We start from the raw sequence: 15,071 nt of genomic DNA, 5'->3' as shown, positions 1-15,071 counted from the left end.
GACCCGGACCCGGCGACCAATCCGGACCCGGCGACAGACCCGGTGGTCACGGCGTGCTCCGGCTGACCTGGGTCCAGCCCGAGGACCTGATCGGGCATGAACTGCGCCAGGCCGCCCAGGACGGCCGGGACGCCTCCGCGATCGCGGCCCGCTGGCGGGCGGCGGGCGGCTGCGACGCCCCGCCCCGGGCGGGCGCCTCACCGCACCCCGCCTCCCCGTACCTGCGCCTCCTCGCCGGGGAACTCCTCGACGAACTCGACGCCCTGCCCTGCCCGTCGGAGGAGACGGAACCCACCGGTCTCGACGCGATCCGCGCGCTGTGCCCGCACTGGCCCGCCCCGGCCGGCCCCTGCCCCGCCCCCGGCCCGGTCCGCCTTGAGGCCGCCTGGCTGGGCCGCGCCGTCGGCTGCCTGCTGGGCAAACCGGTGGAGAAACTCCCCCTGCACGCCATCCGCGACCTCGCCCGCGCCACCGGCAACTGGCCCCCGGCCTCCTACTTCACCGCCCGCGGCGTCCCCGCCGGCCTCGCCGCCGCCCACCCCTGGAACCGCCGGTCCGCCGCCACCTCCCTCGCCGAGAACATCGACGGCATGCCCGAGGACGACGACCTCAACTACCCCCTGCTCAACCTGCTGCTGCTCAGCCGGCACGGCCGCGGCTTCAGCACCGCCGACGTCGCCCGCCTCTGGCTCGACGAACTCCCCCCGGGCCGTACCTTCACCGCCGAGCGCGTCGCCTGCCGCAACCTGCTGGCCGGTCTCGAGCCCCCGCACACCGCCCGCCACCACAACCCCTTCCGGGAGTGGATCGGCGCCCTGATCCGCGCCGACGTGCACGGCTGGACCAACCCGGGCGACCCGGCCGCCGCGGCCTCGCAGGCCCACCGCGACGCCACCCTCACCCACACCGCCAACGGCGTCTACGCCGCCATGTTCACCGCGGCCGTCATCGCGACCGCCGCCGGCGGCACGTCCGACGTGCACGCCTGTCTCGCCGCCGGACTCACGGTCGTACCGCCCGGATCGCGGCTCGCCCGCGCCGTGGGGGAAGCCGTCGGACTGGCCGCGTCGCACGCCGACTTCGACGAGGTCGTCGACCGGCTCCACGCCCGCTACGACGCGGATCACCACTGGGTCCACGCCGTCCCCAACACGGCGCTGACCGCCGCCGCGCTCACCCACGCGGACGGCGACTTCACCGGCTCGGTCGCCCGCGCCGTCTCCGGCGGCTGGGACACCGATTCCAACGGCGCCACCGCCGGCAGCGTCGCCGGACTCCTCACCGGCGACCCCGCCGCGCTCCCCCACCACCTGACGGCCCCGCTCAAGAACCGCCTGGCCAGCTCCGTCGCCGACTTCGACGGCACCGGCTTCGACACCCTCGCCCACCTCACGCACCGGGAAGCCACCCGCCCATGACCCCTCTTCCCCCGCCCCTCGGCGGCCTTCGTGTCCTGGACCTCGCCACCCTCTTCGCCGGACCGCTCGCCGCCACGCTGCTCGGCGACTTCGGCGCCGAGGTCGTCAAGGTCGAGCACCCCACCCGTCCCGACCCCTCGCGCGGCCACGGCCCCTCGAAGGACGGCATCGGCCTGTGGTGGAAGCTGCTCGGCCGCAACAAGCGCACCGTCACCCTGGACCTGTCCAAGCCCGGCGGCCGCGCCACCCTGCTCCGTCTCGCCGCCACCGCCGACGTCGTCGTCGAGAACTTCCGCCCCGGCACCCTGGAGCGCTGGGGCCTCGGCTGGGAGGAGCTGTCCGAGGTCAACCCCCGGCTGGTCCTCACCCGCGTCACCGGCTTCGGCCAGTTCGGCCCCTACGCGCACCGGCCCGGCTTCGGCACCCTCGCCGAGGCGATGAGCGGCTTCGCCGCCATGACCGGCGAACCGGACGCGCCGCCGACCCTGCCGCCGTTCGGCCTCGCCGACTCCATCGCCGCGCTGACCACGGCGTACGCCGTGATGACCGCCCTCGCCGCACGGACACGCACCGGCGAGGGGCAGGTCGTCGACATGGCGATCATCGAGCCGATCCTGACCGTCCTCGGCCCGCAGCCGCTCTGGTACGACCAGCTCGGCCACGTCCAGCCCCGCACCGGCAACCGCTCCCGCAACAACGCCCCGCGCAACACCTACCGCACCGCCGACGGCACCTGGGTCGCCGTCTCCACCTCGGCCCAGTCGGTCGCCGAGCGGGTGATGCGGCTGGTGGGCCGCCCCGAGCTGATCGACGAACCGTGGTTCACGACGGGTGCGGGGCGGGCCCGCCACGCCGAGGTGCTGGACCGCGCGGTCGGCGACTGGATCGCCGTGCGGCCCCGCGCCGAGGTGCTCGCCGCCTTCGAACGGGCTCAGGCGGCCATCGCCCCGGTGCAGGACGTACAGGACGTGATGGCGGACCCGCAGTACCGGGCCCTGGACACCGTCACCACGGTCGACGACCCCGAGCTGGGCCCGCTGCGCATGCAGAACGTCCTCTTCCGGCTCTCCGCCACCCCCGGCGCGATCCGCTGGGCCGGCCGCCCGCACGGCGCGGACACCGAGGAGGTCCTCACCGAGCTGGGACTCACCCCGGGCGAGGTCAAGGAGCTGCGGGAGGCCGGAGCCGTATGACCACCCACCCGCTGACCTGGCTGTACGCCCCGGGAGACCGTCCGCACGTGGTCGGCCGGGCGCTCGCCTCGGGCGCCGACGTCGTCGTGGTCGACCTGGAGGACGCGGTCGCCCCTGACCGCAAGGAGTACGCCCGCGCCGCCACCGCCGAGCTGCTCACCGGTTCGCAGCCGCTGCCGGTGCACGTCCGCGTCAACGCCCTGGACGGTCCTTGGGCCGCCGCCGACCTGGCGGCCGTGGCCGGACTGCCGGGGCTGTCCGGGCTGCGCCTGCCCAAGGTGGTCGCGCCGGGAGCGGTCGTCCGGGTCGCCGCCGACGCGCCCGGCACACCGCTGTACGCGCTGCTGGAGTCGGCGCTCGGCGTGGAGCGGGCGTTCGCGATCGCCGCCGCCCATCCCGCTCTGCGCGGCATCGCCCTGGGCGAGGCGGATCTCCGCGCGGATCTGGGCGTGACCGGCGACCCCGGTCTCGACTGGTCCCGTTCCCGGGTGGTCGTCGCCGCGCGGGCGGCGGAACTGGCCCCGCCCTGCCAGTCCGTCCACCCCGACACCCGTGACCTGGAAGGACTGGCGGCGTCCTGTGCCCACGGCCGCGCGCTGGGTTTCCTCGGCCGGGCCGCGATCCATCCCCGTCAACTGCCGGTGATCGAGCGGGCGTACCAGCCCACGGCGGCGGAGCTGGAGGCGGCGGAGGCGGTCGTCAAGGCGGCGGCGGTGGAGCGGGGCGCGCTGGCGCTGCCGGACGGACGGTTCGTCGACGCGGCGGTGGTCGCGGCGGCACACCGCACGCTGGCGCTGTCGCGCCGGCCCTGAACGTACGGAGCACACGGCGAGGGCGCCCCGGGAGATCCCGGGGCGCCCTCGCCGTGCGTACGACCGCCGGTCAGCTCTTCTTGGCCGACCCGGCCCCGTCGGTCACGTCCTGCTTCTCGCCCTCGGGAGCGGAGGCGTCGGCCGAGCCGGTGGAGTCAGTGGAATCGATGGAGCCGGTGGAGTCGGTGGAGCCGGTGGAGTCCGAGCTGTCCGCGGGCTCCTCGGCCGCCTCGGCCTCCGCCTCGTCGGCCCCGGTCTCCTTCTTCTCGGCGGCGGCCCCGTCGCCGTCCTCCGCCGCGCCCGGCTCGACCACCGGCTCCCGGCCCGGTCGCTTCTTCGCCGAGACGACGAGGTAGACGACGGCCAGCAGGAACACCAGCAGCGCGGTCCAGTTGTTCAGGCGCAGGCCCAGGATGTGGTGGGCGTCGTCGACGCGCATGTACTCGATCCAGAACCGGCCCGCGCAGTACGCCGCGACGTACAGGGCGAACGCCCGGCCGTGCCCGAGGGTGAAGCGGCGGTCGGCCCAGATCACCAGCAGCGCGACGCCGACGCACCACAGCGACTCGTAGAGGAACGTCGGGTGGTACGTGCCCGGGACCCGGCCGTCGGCGGTCGAGGTGATCTCCAGGGCCCAGGGCAGGTCGGTGGCCCGGCCGTACAGCTCCTGGTTGAACCAGTTGCCCCAGCGGCCGATGGCCTGCGCCAGGGCGATGCCGGGGGCGATGGCGTCGGCGTAGGCCGGCAGCGGGATGCCCCGGCGGCGGCAGCCGATCCAGGCGCCCAGCGCGCCGAGCGCGATCGCGCCCCAGATACCGAGGCCGCCTTCCCAGATCTTGAAGGCGTCCACCCAGTCCCGGCCCTCGCTGAAGTACAGCTCGTAGTCGGTGATCACGTGGTAGAGGCGGCCGCCGACCAGGCCGAACGGAACGGCCCAGACCGCGATGTCGGCCACCGTCCCGGGCCGCCCGCCCCGGGCGATCCAGCGCTTGTTGCCGAGCCAGACGGCGACGAAGACACCGATGATGATGCAGAACGCGTAACCGCGCAGCGGAATGGGGCCGAGGTGCAGCACCCCGCGCGACGGGCTGGGAATGAAGGCAAGTTCCATGGCAGGGTCGACGCTACCGTGCCGGGCCGGGCCCGCGGTGGGCAGCCCGGCTACGGGTCCATAACGGGAGGGCCGACAGGCACCTACTTGTTCGCGTCCTGCACCATCTTCTTCAGCTTCGCCGGGGTCATCGAACGGTCCTGGTAGATGTTCTTCCCGTCGAGCAGGACGGTGGGCGTGCCGCTGAAGCCGCCACCGCGGAAGGCTTCGGTCGACTTGTCGACCCAGGCGTTGTGCGTGCCGTCGGTGACGCACTCGCGGAAGCCGGGCGTGTCGAGGCCGTCGACCTTGGCCGCCAGCTCGGTCAGCTTGCCGGTGTCCGCGAAGGTGTCGACGGTCTCGGCGGGCTGGTTGTCGTAGAGGACGTCGTGGTACGCGGGGAACTTCCCGGCGTCCTGGGCGCAGGCCGCGGCGTTGGCGGCGGTGCGGGAGCCCGAGCCGCCCATGTTGCCGTCGATGATGGTCGCCAGGTGGTAGTCGACCTTGAGCTGTCCGGCCTCGGTCAGCTCGTGGACGGTCGAGCGGTACGCCTGCTCGAACGCGTTGCACGCGGGGCAGCGGAAGTCCTCCCAGACGGTGAGCGTCGACCTGGCGCTCTCCTTGCCGACGGGGATCGCCAGGCTGTCCTTGCCCTGGGCGCCCGACGGCGCGACGACCGGGCCCGCGGCCTCGCCGTCGCCCGAGCCGCCGCTCTCGGCGGCGACCACGCCGATCACCGCCGCGAGTCCCAGGACACCGACGACCGTGGTGCCCACGATCAGCGCGCGGCGGCGCTTGTCCGCGCCCTTCTGCTTCTCGCGCTCGACCGCCAGTCGCTCACGGGCGGTGCGCTTTTCGTCACGGTTCTTCTCGCTCACACCCCGCAGAACGAACCGGGGAGGCGCTCAGCGCCTCCCCGGTCCCGAGTCCACCCTTACGAGTTACGCGTGGGCGCGCACGCCCTTGGCGAGTTCCGCGGCGAGCGCGCGCACGCCCTCGACGCCGGCCGCGTGGTCGGGGGCGTCCAGCATCCGCTTGACGAACGCCGAGCCGACGATCACGCCGTCGGCGAAGGCGGCGACCTCCGCGGCCTGGTCCGGGGTGGAGACGCCGAGGCCGACGCAGACCGGGGTGGAGGTGGTGGCGCGGGTACGCCGCACCAGGTCCTCGGCCTGCGAGCTGACCGACGCGCGGGTGCCGGTGACGCCCATCAGGGAGGCGGCGTAGACGAAGCCGGTGCCGGCCTCGGTGATCCGCGCGAGCCGTTCGTCCTTGCTGCTGGGCGCGACGACGAAGACCGTGGCGAGGCCGTGCTTGGCGGCGTGCTCCTGCCACAGCGCCGACTCCTGCACGGGCAGGTCGGGCAGGATGCACCCGGCGCCGCCGGCCTCGGCCAGCTCGGCGGTGAACCGCTCGACGCCGTAGCGGTCGACGGGGTTCCAGTAGGTCATGACGAGGATCGGCCTGTCGGTGGCCTCGTACGCCTCGCGGACCGTGCGCAGTACGTCGGCGATCTTCACGCCGCCGCGCAGGGCGATGTCGTCGGCGGTCTGGATGACCGGGCCGTCGAGCACCGGGTCGCTGTGCGGCAGGCCGATCTCGACGATGTCGGCGCCGCCGTCGATGACGGCCTTGACGGCCTCGATGCCGCCGTCCACGGTCGGGAATCCGGCCGGGAGGTAGGCGATGAGGGCGGCGCGGCCCTCGGCCTTCGTCGCGGCGAGGGTGTCGTCCAGCAGCCGCAGGTTCCCGCTCACTTGGCGTCTCCCTCGATCTCGGCGGTGCCGGAGGCGTCCTCGGCGACCTCGGCATCGGTGTCGTACAGCCCGAAGTAGCGGGCGGCGGTGTCCATGTCCTTGTCGCCGCGGCCGGAGAGGTTGACGACGATCAGCCCGTCGGGGCCCAGCTCCTCGCCGACCTCCAGGGCGCCGGCCAGGGCGTGCGCGGACTCGATGGCCGGGATGATGCCCTCGGTCCGCGACAGCAGCCGCAGGGCCCGCATCGCGGCGTCGTCGGTGACCGCGCGGTACTCGCCGCGGCCGGAGTCCTTGAGGTAGCTGTGCTCGGGGCCGATACCGGGGTAGTCGAGCCCCGCCGAGATCGAGTACGGCTCCGTGATCTGGCCCTCGTCGTCCTGGAGGACGTAGGAGCGGGAGCCGTGCAGGATGCCGGGCTCGCCGGCGGAGAGGGTGGCGGCGTGCTCGCCGGTCTCGATGCCGTGTCCGGCGGGTTCGCAGCCGATGAGGCGGACGGAGGTGTCGGGGATGAAGGCGTGGAAGAGGCCGATGGCGTTGGAGCCGCCGCCGACGCAGGCGATCGCGGCGTCGGGCAGGCGCCCGGCCTGCTCCAGGAGCTGGCGGCGGGCCTCGACGCCGATGACGCGGTGGAAGTCGCGGACCATCGCCGGGAAGGGGTGGGGCCCGGCGACCGTGCCGAAGAGGTAGTGGGTGCGGTCGACGTTGGCGACCCAGTCGCGGAACGCCTCGTTGATGGCGTCCTTCAGGGTGCGGCTGCCGGACTTCACGGCGATGACCTCGGCGCCGAGCATGCGCATCCGGGCGACGTTCAGGGCCTGGCGCTGGGTGTCGATCTCGCCCATGTAGATGGTGCAGTCGAGGCCGAAGAGCGCGCACGCGGTGGCCGTCGCGACGCCGTGCTGGCCGGCGCCGGTCTCCGCGATGACGCGGGTCTTGCCCATCCGCTTGGTGAGCAGGGCCTGGCCCAGCACGTTGTTGATCTTGTGCGAGCCGGTGTGGTTGAGGTCCTCGCGCTTGAGGAAGACGCGGGCGCCGCCGGCGTGCTCCGCGAAGCGGGGGACCTCCGTCAGGGACGACGGGCGGCCCGTGTAGTGGACCAGGAGGTCGTCGAGTTCCTTGGCGAACTCGGGGTCGGCCTTGGCCTTGTCGTACTCGACGGCGACCTCGTCGACGGCGGCCACGAGGGCTTCCGGGATGAATTTTCCGCCGAAGGCGCCGAAGTAGCCTTCGGCACTGGGGATCAGACCCTCGGGGTCCGGGATGAAGAACTCGCTGGGCATGCGGATACCTCACGGTGGGTTCGGAAAGAAACACGAAGCGCCGTGGGGGCGGGGGTGGTGCGTCGGCCTCGGGCCGTCAGTGGTTGCTCGCGCGATTCCCCGCGCCCCTGGCGGGGCGCCGGTGCCATCGCATGCCGTTCACCTGGCCCGGTTCGTCGCCGATGACGTAGCGGACCCTGCGGCCGTGCACCCGGCGGGCGGGCGCGCGGCAGCCTCGGGGCCGGCAGCCGCGCGCGAGGCGGGCGTACGGGTCCCGGGGAGCCGGAGTCAGCGGGAGGACCATCGGGGCCAAGCCTACCGGGAGGTCAGCCGCGGCCGTGCCGGATGGCCGGGTGTTCGCCCGCGGCCACCAGGTCGGCGACCGCGGTCCTCGGGTCGCGGCCGGTGACCAGGGACTCGCCGACCAGGACGGCATCGGCGCCCTCGTTGGCGTAGGCGATGAGGTCGTGGGGGCCGCGGACGCCGGACTCGGCGACCCTGACCAGGCCCTCGGGGATCTCGGGGGCGACCCGCTCGAAGACGCCGCGGTCGACCTTGAGCGTCTTGAGGTTGCGCGCGTTGACCCCGATGACCTTGGCGCCCGCCTCGACCGCGCGGTCCACCTCGTCCTCGTCGTGGACCTCGACCAGCGGGGTGAGGCCGATGGACTCGGCACGCTCGACGAGCGACTCCAGCGCGGGCTGCTCCAGGGCGGCGACGATCAGCAGCGCGAGGTCGGCGCCGTACGCGCGGGCCTCCCACAGCTGGTACGAGGTGACGATGAAGTCCTTGCGCAGCACGGGGATGTCCACCCGGGCGCGGACCGCCTCCAGGTCGGCCAGCGAGCCGCCGAAGCGGCGCTGCTCGGTGAGGACGGAGATGACCGCGGCGCCGCCCGCCTCGTACTCCGCGGCGAGGGCCGCGGGGTCGGCGATGGCGGCGAGCGCGCCCTTGGAGGGGCTGGAGCGCTTGACCTCGCAGATGACCTTGACGCCGTCGCCCTTGAGCGCGGCGAGACCGTCCCGGACGGCGGGGGCCTTGGCCGCGCGCTCCTTGAGCTCGTCGAGGCTGACGCGCGCCTGCCGCTCCGCGAGGTCGGCACGGACTCCGTCGATGATCTCGTCGAGCACACTCACGCGAGCGGCCCCCTTTCCGGACGTTCGGTTGCGGATGCGGTCACTTGCGATGGTATCCGCCGCGGGGCGTGAGCCTCGCATCCGGTTGACGCCGGTCCCATTACCTGGACGGCACCGGTCCGATCAAGGGAGGAGCCAGCCACCGAACGGCAGGTTCCGGACAACCGTGAAGACCAGCAGCGACACCCCGAGCGTCCACAGGTGGGCGGGGCCGAGGTCGACGCGGAAGGGACGGCCGCGTGCCGCGCGGACCACCCATACGGTCCACAGGGCGGCCAGCACCAGGTAGCCGGCGACGGCCAGGGCGTTGGCGTGCAGCGCCGCCGTGAGCTCCCCGTGGACGACGGCGTGGGCGCTGCGCAGTCCGCCGCAGCCGGGGCAGTAAACGCCGGTGAAGCGCAGCAGCGGGCAGACGGGGTAGTGACCGGGTTCGTTGGGGTCGACCGTGCCGACGTAGGCGAAGGCGGCGGCGACGGCGGCGAGCGCTCCGGCGGGGGCGGCCAGTCGGGTGATCCGGGTCCGGCCGGTGAGGCCGCACGGCGGCGCGGTGGGCGGGAGGGGGTCCCTCGGGAGGCAGTCCCGGCGGTCGGCGTCCATGCCGTGATTGTGCCCCGTACGCGCGCGTGAGGGGCGGCCCCGGCACGCCCGTGCCGAGGCCGCCCCTCACGGCGGCGGAGTGGTTCAGCCCTTGGCGCCCGCGGGCTCGCTGGTCGCGTGGACGGGGTGGGTGTCCTTCGGCTGGCCGAGGCCCATCATGCGCATGATCCCGCCGACGACGGCACCGACGAGGGTGAGCGCGATGCCGACCCAGAAGCCCACCGGCTGGGCCGCCACCATGAAGACGCCCGCGATGCAGAAACCGATGAAGGCGATGATGACACCGGTCCAGGCGGCCGGGGTGTGGCCGTGGCTGCTGTCCGACATTGCTGGCTCCTCGTAGCTGTGTGCCGTGTCCGAGCAGGACGCTCGTGCTCATTGTCCCGCACGCGCGCGCGTGTCGTGAGCCGGGGTGTCGCCCGGGGTGAACGGGTGCCCACGCGCGCGTACGTGAACCGCGCGGAGCGGAGGGTCAGGCTCCGGTCGGGTCCTCGCCGCGGTCGAGGGCCTTCCACAGCTCCTCGGGGCGCTCGGGGTCGGCGGCCTTCGCCGCGCGGCGCGGGCGGGGGGCGCCGTCGCGCTCGTAGCGGCCGGACATCGCGGGCCACAGCCGGCCGTAGCGCAGGGCGAGGAGTCCGGCCAGGAGCAGCAGGACACCGCCCGCCGCCGCGACGTAGGGCCAGGCGGTGTGGCCGAGGGCGCCGACGGTGGCGGAGGTGGTGCCGGCGGCCTGCGCGGCCTGGTCGTCGAGGGCGGCGCTGTCGGACGCGCCGAACAGGGCGGCGGCCACCGTTCCGGCGCCGCTGAGCGCGAGCAGCGCGGCGACGGCGAACCGGCCGGCGCGGCGGACGGCGAAGACGGCGACGAGCGCGGCGAGGCCCACTATGGCGAGGGCCGCGGGCACGCCCGTGACGTCGCTGCCCTGGGCGGTCAGGGGGAAGTCACCGCCGGCCACCGTCGCGGTGCCGTGGGACCACTCCTGGCGGGTGGCCAGCAGGGCGACGGCCGCTCCGAGCGCGCCGGACAGCAGCGCGAGGGCGAGGCTCCGGCGGCCGGACCGGGCGGGTCCCGCGGCTTCGGTACGGGGGTGAGGTACAGCAGTCACGTACTCCACTATCGCCTGAACCCCGGGCGGAAGCGCACCCGGGGTTCACGTGAGACTCGTCCTATCGGCGGCTACCGGTCACCGAGCCGGCCCGCCGTGTGGACGGCCCTGAGGACCGCGGCGGCCTTGTTGCGGCACTCGGTGTCCTCGGCGACCGGGTCGGAGTCGGCGACCACACCGGCGCCCGCCTGCACGTACGCGGTGCCGTCGCGGAGCAGGGCGGTGCGGATGGCGATCGCGGTGTCGGAGTCGCCGGCGAAGTCGAGGTAGCCGACGCAGCCGCCGTACAGGCCGCGGCGGGAGGGTTCGAGTTCGTCGATGATCTGAAGGGCGCGGGGCTTGGGGGCGCCGGAGAGGGTGCCGGCGGGGAAGCAGGCGGTGAGGACGTCGAAGGCGGTGCGCCCGGCGGCGACCTGTCCGGTGACCGTGGAGACGATGTGCATGACGTGCGAGTACCGCTCGACGGACATGAAGTCGACGACCTCGACCGAGCCCGGTTCGCAGACCCGGCCCAGATCGTTGCGGCCGAGGTCGACGAGCATGAGGTGCTCGGCGCGCTCCTTGGGGTCGGCGAGCAGCTCCTCGGCGAGCGCCTGGTCCTCCTGCGGGGTGGCGCCGCGCGGCCGGGTCCCGGCGATGGGGTGCAGCAGGGCGCGGCCGTCCTCGACCTTGACCAGGGCCTCGGGGGACGAGCCGACGACGTCGAAGCCGTCGAAGCGGAGCAGGTACATGTACGGGGACGGGTTGGTGGCCCGCAGCACCCGGTAGACGTCGAGCGCGCTCGCCGTGCAGGGCGTCTCGAACCGCTGCGAGGGGACGACCTGGAACGCCTCTCCCGCGCGGATGCGCTCCTTGATGTCCTCGACGGCCTCCCGGAAGTCCGGACCGCCCCACCGCGCGGTGTACTCGGGCAGCTCGGAGGGGGGCAGGACCGCCGGCGGCTGGGCGACGGGGCGCGACAGGTCGGCCTCCATGGCGTCGAGGCGGGCCACCGCGTCGGCGTACGCCTCGTCGACGCCGGTCTCCAGGTCGTTGTGGTTGATCGCGTTGGCGATCAGTAGGACCGAGCCCTCCCAGTGGTCCATCACGGCGAGGTCGCTGGTGAGGAGCATGGTCAGCTCGGGGAGGTTCAGGTCGTCGCGCTCGCCGGGGCCGACCTTCTCCAGGCGGCGGACGATGTCGTAGCCGAGGTAGCCGACCATGCCGCCGGTGAAGGGCGGCAGGCCCAGGTCGGCGGCGAGGTCGCGGGGGGTGTGCAGGGCCTCGACGGTGGCGCGCAGCGCGGCGAGCGGGTCGCCCTCGATGGGGACGCCGACGGGCGGGGTGCCGAGCCAGTGGGCGCGGCCGTCGCGCTCGGTGAGGGTGGCGGCGCTGCGGACGCCGACGAAGGAGTACCGGGACCACGAGCGTCCGTTCTCCGCGGACTCCAGCAGGAAGGTGCCGGTGCGCTCGGCGGCGAGCTTGCGGTAGAGCGCGACCGGGGTGTCGCCGTCGGCGAGGAGCTTGCGGGTGACCGGGATGACGCGGCGGTCGGCGGCCAGCTTGCGGAACGTGTCGAGGTCCATGGCGGCAGACCTTACTGATCTCCGGCCCGGGGGCCGAGGTCACCGTCCTTGAGCAGGACGTCTTCGTCGAAGCAGGTGCGGGCGCCGGTGTGGCAGGCGGCGCCGACCTGGTCGACCTTGACCAGGACGGTGTCGGCGTCGCAGTCCAGGGCGACGGACTTCACCCACTGCGCGTGGCCGGAGGTGTCGCCCTTGACCCAGTACTCCTGGCGGCTGCGCGACCAGTAGGTGCAGCGGCCGGTGGTGAGGGTGCGGTGCAGCGCCTCGTCGTCCATCCAGCCGAGCATCAGCACCTCGCCGGTGTCGTACTGCTGGGCGATGGCGGGCAGGAGGCCGTCGGGACTGCGCTTGAGGCGGGCGGCGAGATCCGGGTCGAGCGCGCCGGCCGGGCCGGTGGACGTACTGGTCATGCCGTCCATTGTGCCGCGTGGGGCGGGGGCGGCCCGGAGCCGTCCACTGTGCGGACCCGGGGCCCGGCCGTAGGCTGAGTCCCATGTCGACTTTCGCCAAGCGTGAACGCCTTCTGCTCGCCGACCTGTTGGAGACCGCGGGACCGGACGCCCCCACCCTGTGCGACGGCTGGCGCAGCCGTGATCTGGCCGCTCACATCGTGGTGCGCGAGCACCGGCCGGACGCCATCGGCGGGGCGATGATCAAGCCGCTGGCGTCACGGCTCGACCGGGTGATGGAGGAGTACGCCGCGAAGCCCTACGAGGAGCTGCTCCGGCTGATCCGCTCGGGACCGCCGCGGTTCTCGCCGTTCGCGCTGAAGCAGCTCGACGAGGCGGCGAACACGATCGAGTTCTACGTCCACACCGAGGACGTCCGGCGCGCGCAGCCGGACTGGACGCCGCGGGAGCTGGATCCCGTCTTCCAGGACGCGCTGTGGTCGCGTCTGGAGCGTACGGCGCGGATGCTGGGGCGGCAGGTGCCGGCGGGGCTGGTGCTGCGGCGTCCCGACGGGCAGACGGCGGTCGCCCACCGGGGAGCGCCGGTGGTGACGGTCACCGGAGACCCCTCCGAGCTTCTGCTGTTCGCCTTCGGGCGGCAGAGTGTGGCGAAGGTCGCCCTGGAGGGCGAGGAGGCGGCGATCACCGCGGTGCAGGGGACGAAGAAGCTGGGGTTCTGACCCCGGCCGCGGGTCCGTCGCGGTCGCTCGCGCAGTTCCCCGCGCCCCTTCGGGCACGTTCACCGCGCGTCCCCGAAAGGGGCGCGGGGAACTGCGCGGCCAGCCACGACGGACCCGCGGGGTGAAGTCATCGCACCGCGTGCCCCGCCCCCCGCAGCGTCTCCTTGACCTGCCCGATCCGCAGGTCACCGAAGTGGAAGACGGACGCCGCCAGGACCGCGTCCGCACCGGACTCGATCGCCGGCGGGAAGTCGTCCAGCCGCCCCGCCCCGCCGGAGGCGATCACGGGCACGGTGACGTGCTTGCGGACCGCCGCGATCATCTCCAGGTCGTACCCGTCCTTGGTGCCGTCCGCGTCCATGGAGTTCAGCAGGATCTCCCCCGCCCCCAGTTCCGCGGCCCGGTGCGCCCACTCGACGGCGTCGATGCCGGTGCCCTCGCGGCCGCCGTGGGTGGTGACCTCGAAGGAGCCGGTCCCGGTGCGGCGCGCGTCGACGGAGAGGACGAGCACCTGCCGGCCGAACCGCTCGGCGATCTCGCGGATGAGGTCGGGCCGGGCGATGGCGGCGGTGTTCACACCGACCTTGTCCGCTCCGGCGCGCAGCAGCCTGTCCACGTCCTCGGCCGTGCGGACGCCGCCGCCGACGGTCAGCGGGATGAACACCTGTTCGGCGGTGCGGCGCACCACGTCGTAGGTCGTCTCGCGGTTGCCCGACGAGGCGGTGATGTCCAGGAACGTCAGTTCGTCTGCGCCCTCGGCGTCGTACACCTTGGCCATCTCGACGGGGTCGCCCGCGTCGCGCAGGTTCTGGAAGTTGACGCCCTTGACGACCCGGCCGTTGTCGACGTCCAGGCAGGGGATGACTCGGACCGCCAGGGTCATGAATCCACGGCTCCTCTGAATGCTTCTAGTTCCACCGACACCAGGACCCGCGAGTCGATGAAGCCCTGCACGACCAGCAGGGTCGTGACGGGCCGCACAGGCTTGAACAGCTCCTTGTGGGCCCGGCCCACCGCGTCGACGTCCCGCGCGTGCGCCAGGTACACGCGGGTCCTGATCACGGACTCGACGCCGAGCCCGAACTCGGCGATCGCGTCGACCGCGGTGGAGAAGGCCACCTTGGTCTGCTCGTACGGGTCGCCCTCCCCGTACAGCACGTCGCCCTTGAAGGCGGTCGTGCCCGCCACGACGACGCGGTCGCCCGCCGCGACGGCGCGTGCGAAGCCGAAGGTCTCTTCCCAGGGGTTTCCGCTCTGCACACGCCGCACGGCTTCGGACGTCATGACGACACAGCCTCCAGGGCCTCTTCCAGGGTGAACGCCTTCGCGTACAGGGCCTTCCCGACGATGGCGCCCTCGACACCGAGCGGGACGAGGGAGGCGAGCGCGCGCAGGTCGTCCAGGGAGGACACGCCGCCGGAGGCGACCACGGGCCGGTCGGTGGCCGCGCAGACGTCTCTCAGCAGCTCCAGGTTGGGGCCCTGGAGGGTGCCGTCCTTGGCGATGTCGGTGACGACGTAGCGGGCGCAGCCCTCGGAGTCGAGGCGGGTCAGCGTCTCGTACAGGTCGCCGCCGTCGCGGGTCCAGCCGCGGCCGCGGAGGGTGGTGCCGCGCACGTCGAGGCCGACGGCGATCTTGTCGCCGTGCTCAGCGATGACCTTGGCGACCCACTCGGGGGTCTCCAGGGCGGCGGTGCCGAGGTTGACGCGGCGGCAGCCGGTGGCGAGGGCGGCGGCGAGGGTGTCGTCGTCGCGGATGCCGCCGGACAGCTCCACCTTGATGTCCATGGCCCCGGCGACCTCGGCGATCAGCGCACGGTTGTCGCCGGTGCCGAACGCGGCGTCCAGGTCGACCAGGTGCAGCCACTCGGCGCCGGAGTTCTGCCAGGCGAGGGCGGCCTCCAGCGGGGAGCCGTAGGACGTCTCGGTGCCGGACTCGCCGTGCACGAGGCGGACGGCCTGGCCGTCGCGGACATCGACGGCGGGGAGGAGTTCGAGCTTGGCCATGTCG

18 protein-coding genes are annotated in these 15,071 nt (G+C 73.6%); 4 read left to right on the top strand and 14 right to left on the bottom strand.

Going from position 1 to position 15,071, the window contains the following annotated elements; genetic code table 11:
• The first annotated feature begins 53 nt into the window (after positions 1-53).
• The 3 genes from UW392_RS19220 to UW392_RS19210 are packed head-to-tail and all read left to right on the top strand — an operon-like array spanning position 54 to position 3,423.
• On the top strand, positions 54-1,418 hold the full coding sequence (locus UW392_RS19220; RefSeq protein ID WP_320776264.1) for an ADP-ribosylglycohydrolase family protein: 1,365 nt from the start codon (positions 54-56) through the stop codon (positions 1,416-1,418).
• Positions 1,415-2,611 carry a CoA transferase gene (locus UW392_RS19215; protein ID WP_320776263.1) on the top strand — a complete coding sequence of 399 codons (1,197 nt, stop codon included), beginning with the start codon at positions 1,415-1,417 and terminating at the stop codon, positions 2,609-2,611. The genes UW392_RS19220 and UW392_RS19215 overlap by 4 nt, the downstream gene beginning before the upstream one ends.
• Complete coding sequence (locus UW392_RS19210) at positions 2,608-3,423, top strand: HpcH/HpaI aldolase/citrate lyase family protein (RefSeq protein ID WP_320776262.1); 816 nt, start codon at positions 2,608-2,610, stop codon at positions 3,421-3,423. The genes UW392_RS19215 and UW392_RS19210 overlap by 4 nt, the downstream gene beginning before the upstream one ends.
• A 70-nt stretch (positions 3,424-3,493) precedes the next feature.
• Here UW392_RS19210 and lgt read toward each other — a convergent pair whose 3' ends face one another.
• The 11 genes from lgt to hisI form a co-directional block, all read right to left on the bottom strand.
• Entirely contained in the window at positions 3,494-4,534 is a 1,041-nt protein-coding gene (gene lgt, locus UW392_RS19205) for a prolipoprotein diacylglyceryl transferase (protein ID WP_320776261.1), read from the bottom strand.
• 83 nt (positions 4,535-4,617) lie between these two features.
• Complete coding sequence (locus tag UW392_RS19200; RefSeq protein ID WP_320776260.1) at positions 4,618-5,391, bottom strand: DsbA family protein; 774 nt, start codon at positions 5,389-5,391, stop codon at positions 4,618-4,620.
• A gap of 63 nt (positions 5,392-5,454) precedes the next feature.
• The gene (gene trpA, locus UW392_RS19195; RefSeq protein ID WP_320776259.1) at positions 5,455-6,270 is read right to left on the bottom strand and encodes a tryptophan synthase subunit alpha; all 816 of its coding nucleotides are present in this window, start codon (positions 6,268-6,270) and stop codon (positions 5,455-5,457) included.
• Positions 6,267-7,550, bottom strand: coding sequence for a tryptophan synthase subunit beta (gene trpB / locus UW392_RS19190; protein WP_320776258.1), 1,284 nt, complete (start codon positions 7,548-7,550; stop codon positions 6,267-6,269). Before trpB ends, trpA begins: the two co-directional genes overlap by 4 nt.
• A 76-nt stretch (positions 7,551-7,626) precedes the next feature.
• Entirely contained in the window at positions 7,627-7,833 is a 207-nt protein-coding gene (gene trpM, locus UW392_RS67020) for a tryptophan biosynthesis modulator TrpM (protein ID WP_414496402.1), read from the bottom strand.
• Positions 7,834-7,855: 22 nt separating this feature from the next.
• Complete coding sequence (gene trpC, locus UW392_RS19185) at positions 7,856-8,665, bottom strand: indole-3-glycerol phosphate synthase TrpC (protein ID WP_320776257.1); 810 nt, start codon at positions 8,663-8,665, stop codon at positions 7,856-7,858.
• Positions 8,666-8,788: 123 nt separating this feature from the next.
• The gene (locus UW392_RS19180) at positions 8,789-9,262 is read right to left on the bottom strand and encodes a DUF2752 domain-containing protein (RefSeq protein WP_320776256.1); all 474 of its coding nucleotides are present in this window, start codon (positions 9,260-9,262) and stop codon (positions 8,789-8,791) included.
• Positions 9,263-9,346: 84 nt separating this feature from the next.
• Complete coding sequence (locus UW392_RS19175) at positions 9,347-9,589, bottom strand: HGxxPAAW family protein (RefSeq protein WP_320776255.1); 243 nt, start codon at positions 9,587-9,589, stop codon at positions 9,347-9,349.
• Positions 9,590-9,734: 145 nt separating this feature from the next.
• Positions 9,735-10,376: a TIGR02234 family membrane protein gene (locus UW392_RS19170; protein WP_320776254.1), complete on the bottom strand. Its 642-nt coding sequence runs from the start codon at positions 10,374-10,376 to the stop codon at positions 9,735-9,737.
• Between the two features lie 62 nt (positions 10,377-10,438).
• Complete coding sequence (locus tag UW392_RS19165; protein WP_320776253.1) at positions 10,439-11,932, bottom strand: anthranilate synthase component I; 1,494 nt, start codon at positions 11,930-11,932, stop codon at positions 10,439-10,441.
• 11 nt (positions 11,933-11,943) lie between these two features.
• Positions 11,944-12,342: a phosphoribosyl-AMP cyclohydrolase gene (gene hisI, locus UW392_RS19160; protein ID WP_320776252.1), complete on the bottom strand. Its 399-nt coding sequence runs from the start codon at positions 12,340-12,342 to the stop codon at positions 11,944-11,946.
• A gap of 83 nt (positions 12,343-12,425) precedes the next feature.
• On the opposite strand from hisI, the gene UW392_RS19155 reads away from it, so the two are divergent.
• Positions 12,426-13,061: a TIGR03085 family metal-binding protein gene (locus tag UW392_RS19155; protein WP_320776251.1), complete on the top strand. Its 636-nt coding sequence runs from the start codon at positions 12,426-12,428 to the stop codon at positions 13,059-13,061.
• A 127-nt stretch (positions 13,062-13,188) separates the two neighbouring features.
• Here the strand turns inward: UW392_RS19155 and hisF are convergent, their stop codons facing one another.
• From hisF to priA, 3 genes are read right to left on the bottom strand one after another with little or no spacing between them, the layout of a single operon-like run.
• Positions 13,189-13,944, bottom strand: coding sequence for an imidazole glycerol phosphate synthase subunit HisF (gene hisF, locus UW392_RS19150; RefSeq protein WP_320776250.1), 756 nt, complete (start codon positions 13,942-13,944; stop codon positions 13,189-13,191).
• Entirely contained in the window at positions 13,941-14,345 is a 405-nt protein-coding gene (locus UW392_RS19145; protein ID WP_320776249.1) for a RidA family protein, read from the bottom strand. Before UW392_RS19145 ends, hisF begins: the two co-directional genes overlap by 4 nt.
• Positions 14,342-15,067, bottom strand: a complete 726-nt coding sequence (priA, locus tag UW392_RS19140; protein ID WP_320776248.1) for a bifunctional 1-(5-phosphoribosyl)-5-((5-phosphoribosylamino)methylideneamino)imidazole-4-carboxamide isomerase/phosphoribosylanthranilate isomerase PriA — start codon at positions 15,065-15,067, stop codon at positions 14,342-14,344. The genes UW392_RS19145 and priA overlap by 4 nt, the downstream gene beginning before the upstream one ends.
• Positions 15,068-15,071 lie beyond the last annotated feature (4 nt).

It is taken from the genome of Streptomyces sp. CRN 30 (assembly GCF_034105845.1).
The sequence above is the reverse complement of the archived record's forward strand: the minus strand, read 5'-3'. Positions and strand labels throughout refer to the sequence as shown.

Bases quoted from the DNA above. Each gene is read 5' to 3' on its own strand.
- UW392_RS19215 (WP_320776263.1), top strand. From the start codon at position 1,415: ATGACCCCTCTTCCCCCGCCCCTCGGCGGCCTTCGTGTCCTGGACCTC.
- UW392_RS19210 (WP_320776262.1), top strand. From the start codon at position 2,608: ATGACCACCCACCCGCTGACCTGGCTGTACGCCCCGGGAGACCGTCCG.
- lgt (WP_320776261.1), bottom strand. From the start codon at position 4,534: ATGGAACTTGCCTTCATTCCCAGCCCGTCGCGCGGGGTGCTGCACCTC.
- trpB (WP_320776258.1), bottom strand. From the start codon at position 7,550: ATGCCCAGCGAGTTCTTCATCCCGGACCCCGAGGGTCTGATCCCCAGT.
- trpM (WP_414496402.1), bottom strand. From the start codon at position 7,833: ATGGTCCTCCCGCTGACTCCGGCTCCCCGGGACCCGTACGCCCGCCTC.
- UW392_RS19180 (WP_320776256.1), bottom strand. From the start codon at position 9,262: ATGGACGCCGACCGCCGGGACTGCCTCCCGAGGGACCCCCTCCCGCCC.
- UW392_RS19175 (WP_320776255.1), bottom strand. From the start codon at position 9,589: ATGTCGGACAGCAGCCACGGCCACACCCCGGCCGCCTGGACCGGTGTC.
- UW392_RS19165 (WP_320776253.1), bottom strand. From the start codon at position 11,932: ATGGACCTCGACACGTTCCGCAAGCTGGCCGCCGACCGCCGCGTCATC.
- hisI (WP_320776252.1), bottom strand. From the start codon at position 12,342: ATGACCAGTACGTCCACCGGCCCGGCCGGCGCGCTCGACCCGGATCTC.
- UW392_RS19155 (WP_320776251.1), top strand. From the start codon at position 12,426: ATGTCGACTTTCGCCAAGCGTGAACGCCTTCTGCTCGCCGACCTGTTG.
- hisF (WP_320776250.1), bottom strand. From the start codon at position 13,944: ATGACCCTGGCGGTCCGAGTCATCCCCTGCCTGGACGTCGACAACGGC.
- UW392_RS19145 (WP_320776249.1), bottom strand. From the start codon at position 14,345: ATGACGTCCGAAGCCGTGCGGCGTGTGCAGAGCGGAAACCCCTGGGAA.
- priA (WP_320776248.1), bottom strand. From the start codon at position 15,067: ATGGCCAAGCTCGAACTCCTCCCCGCCGTCGATGTCCGCGACGGCCAG.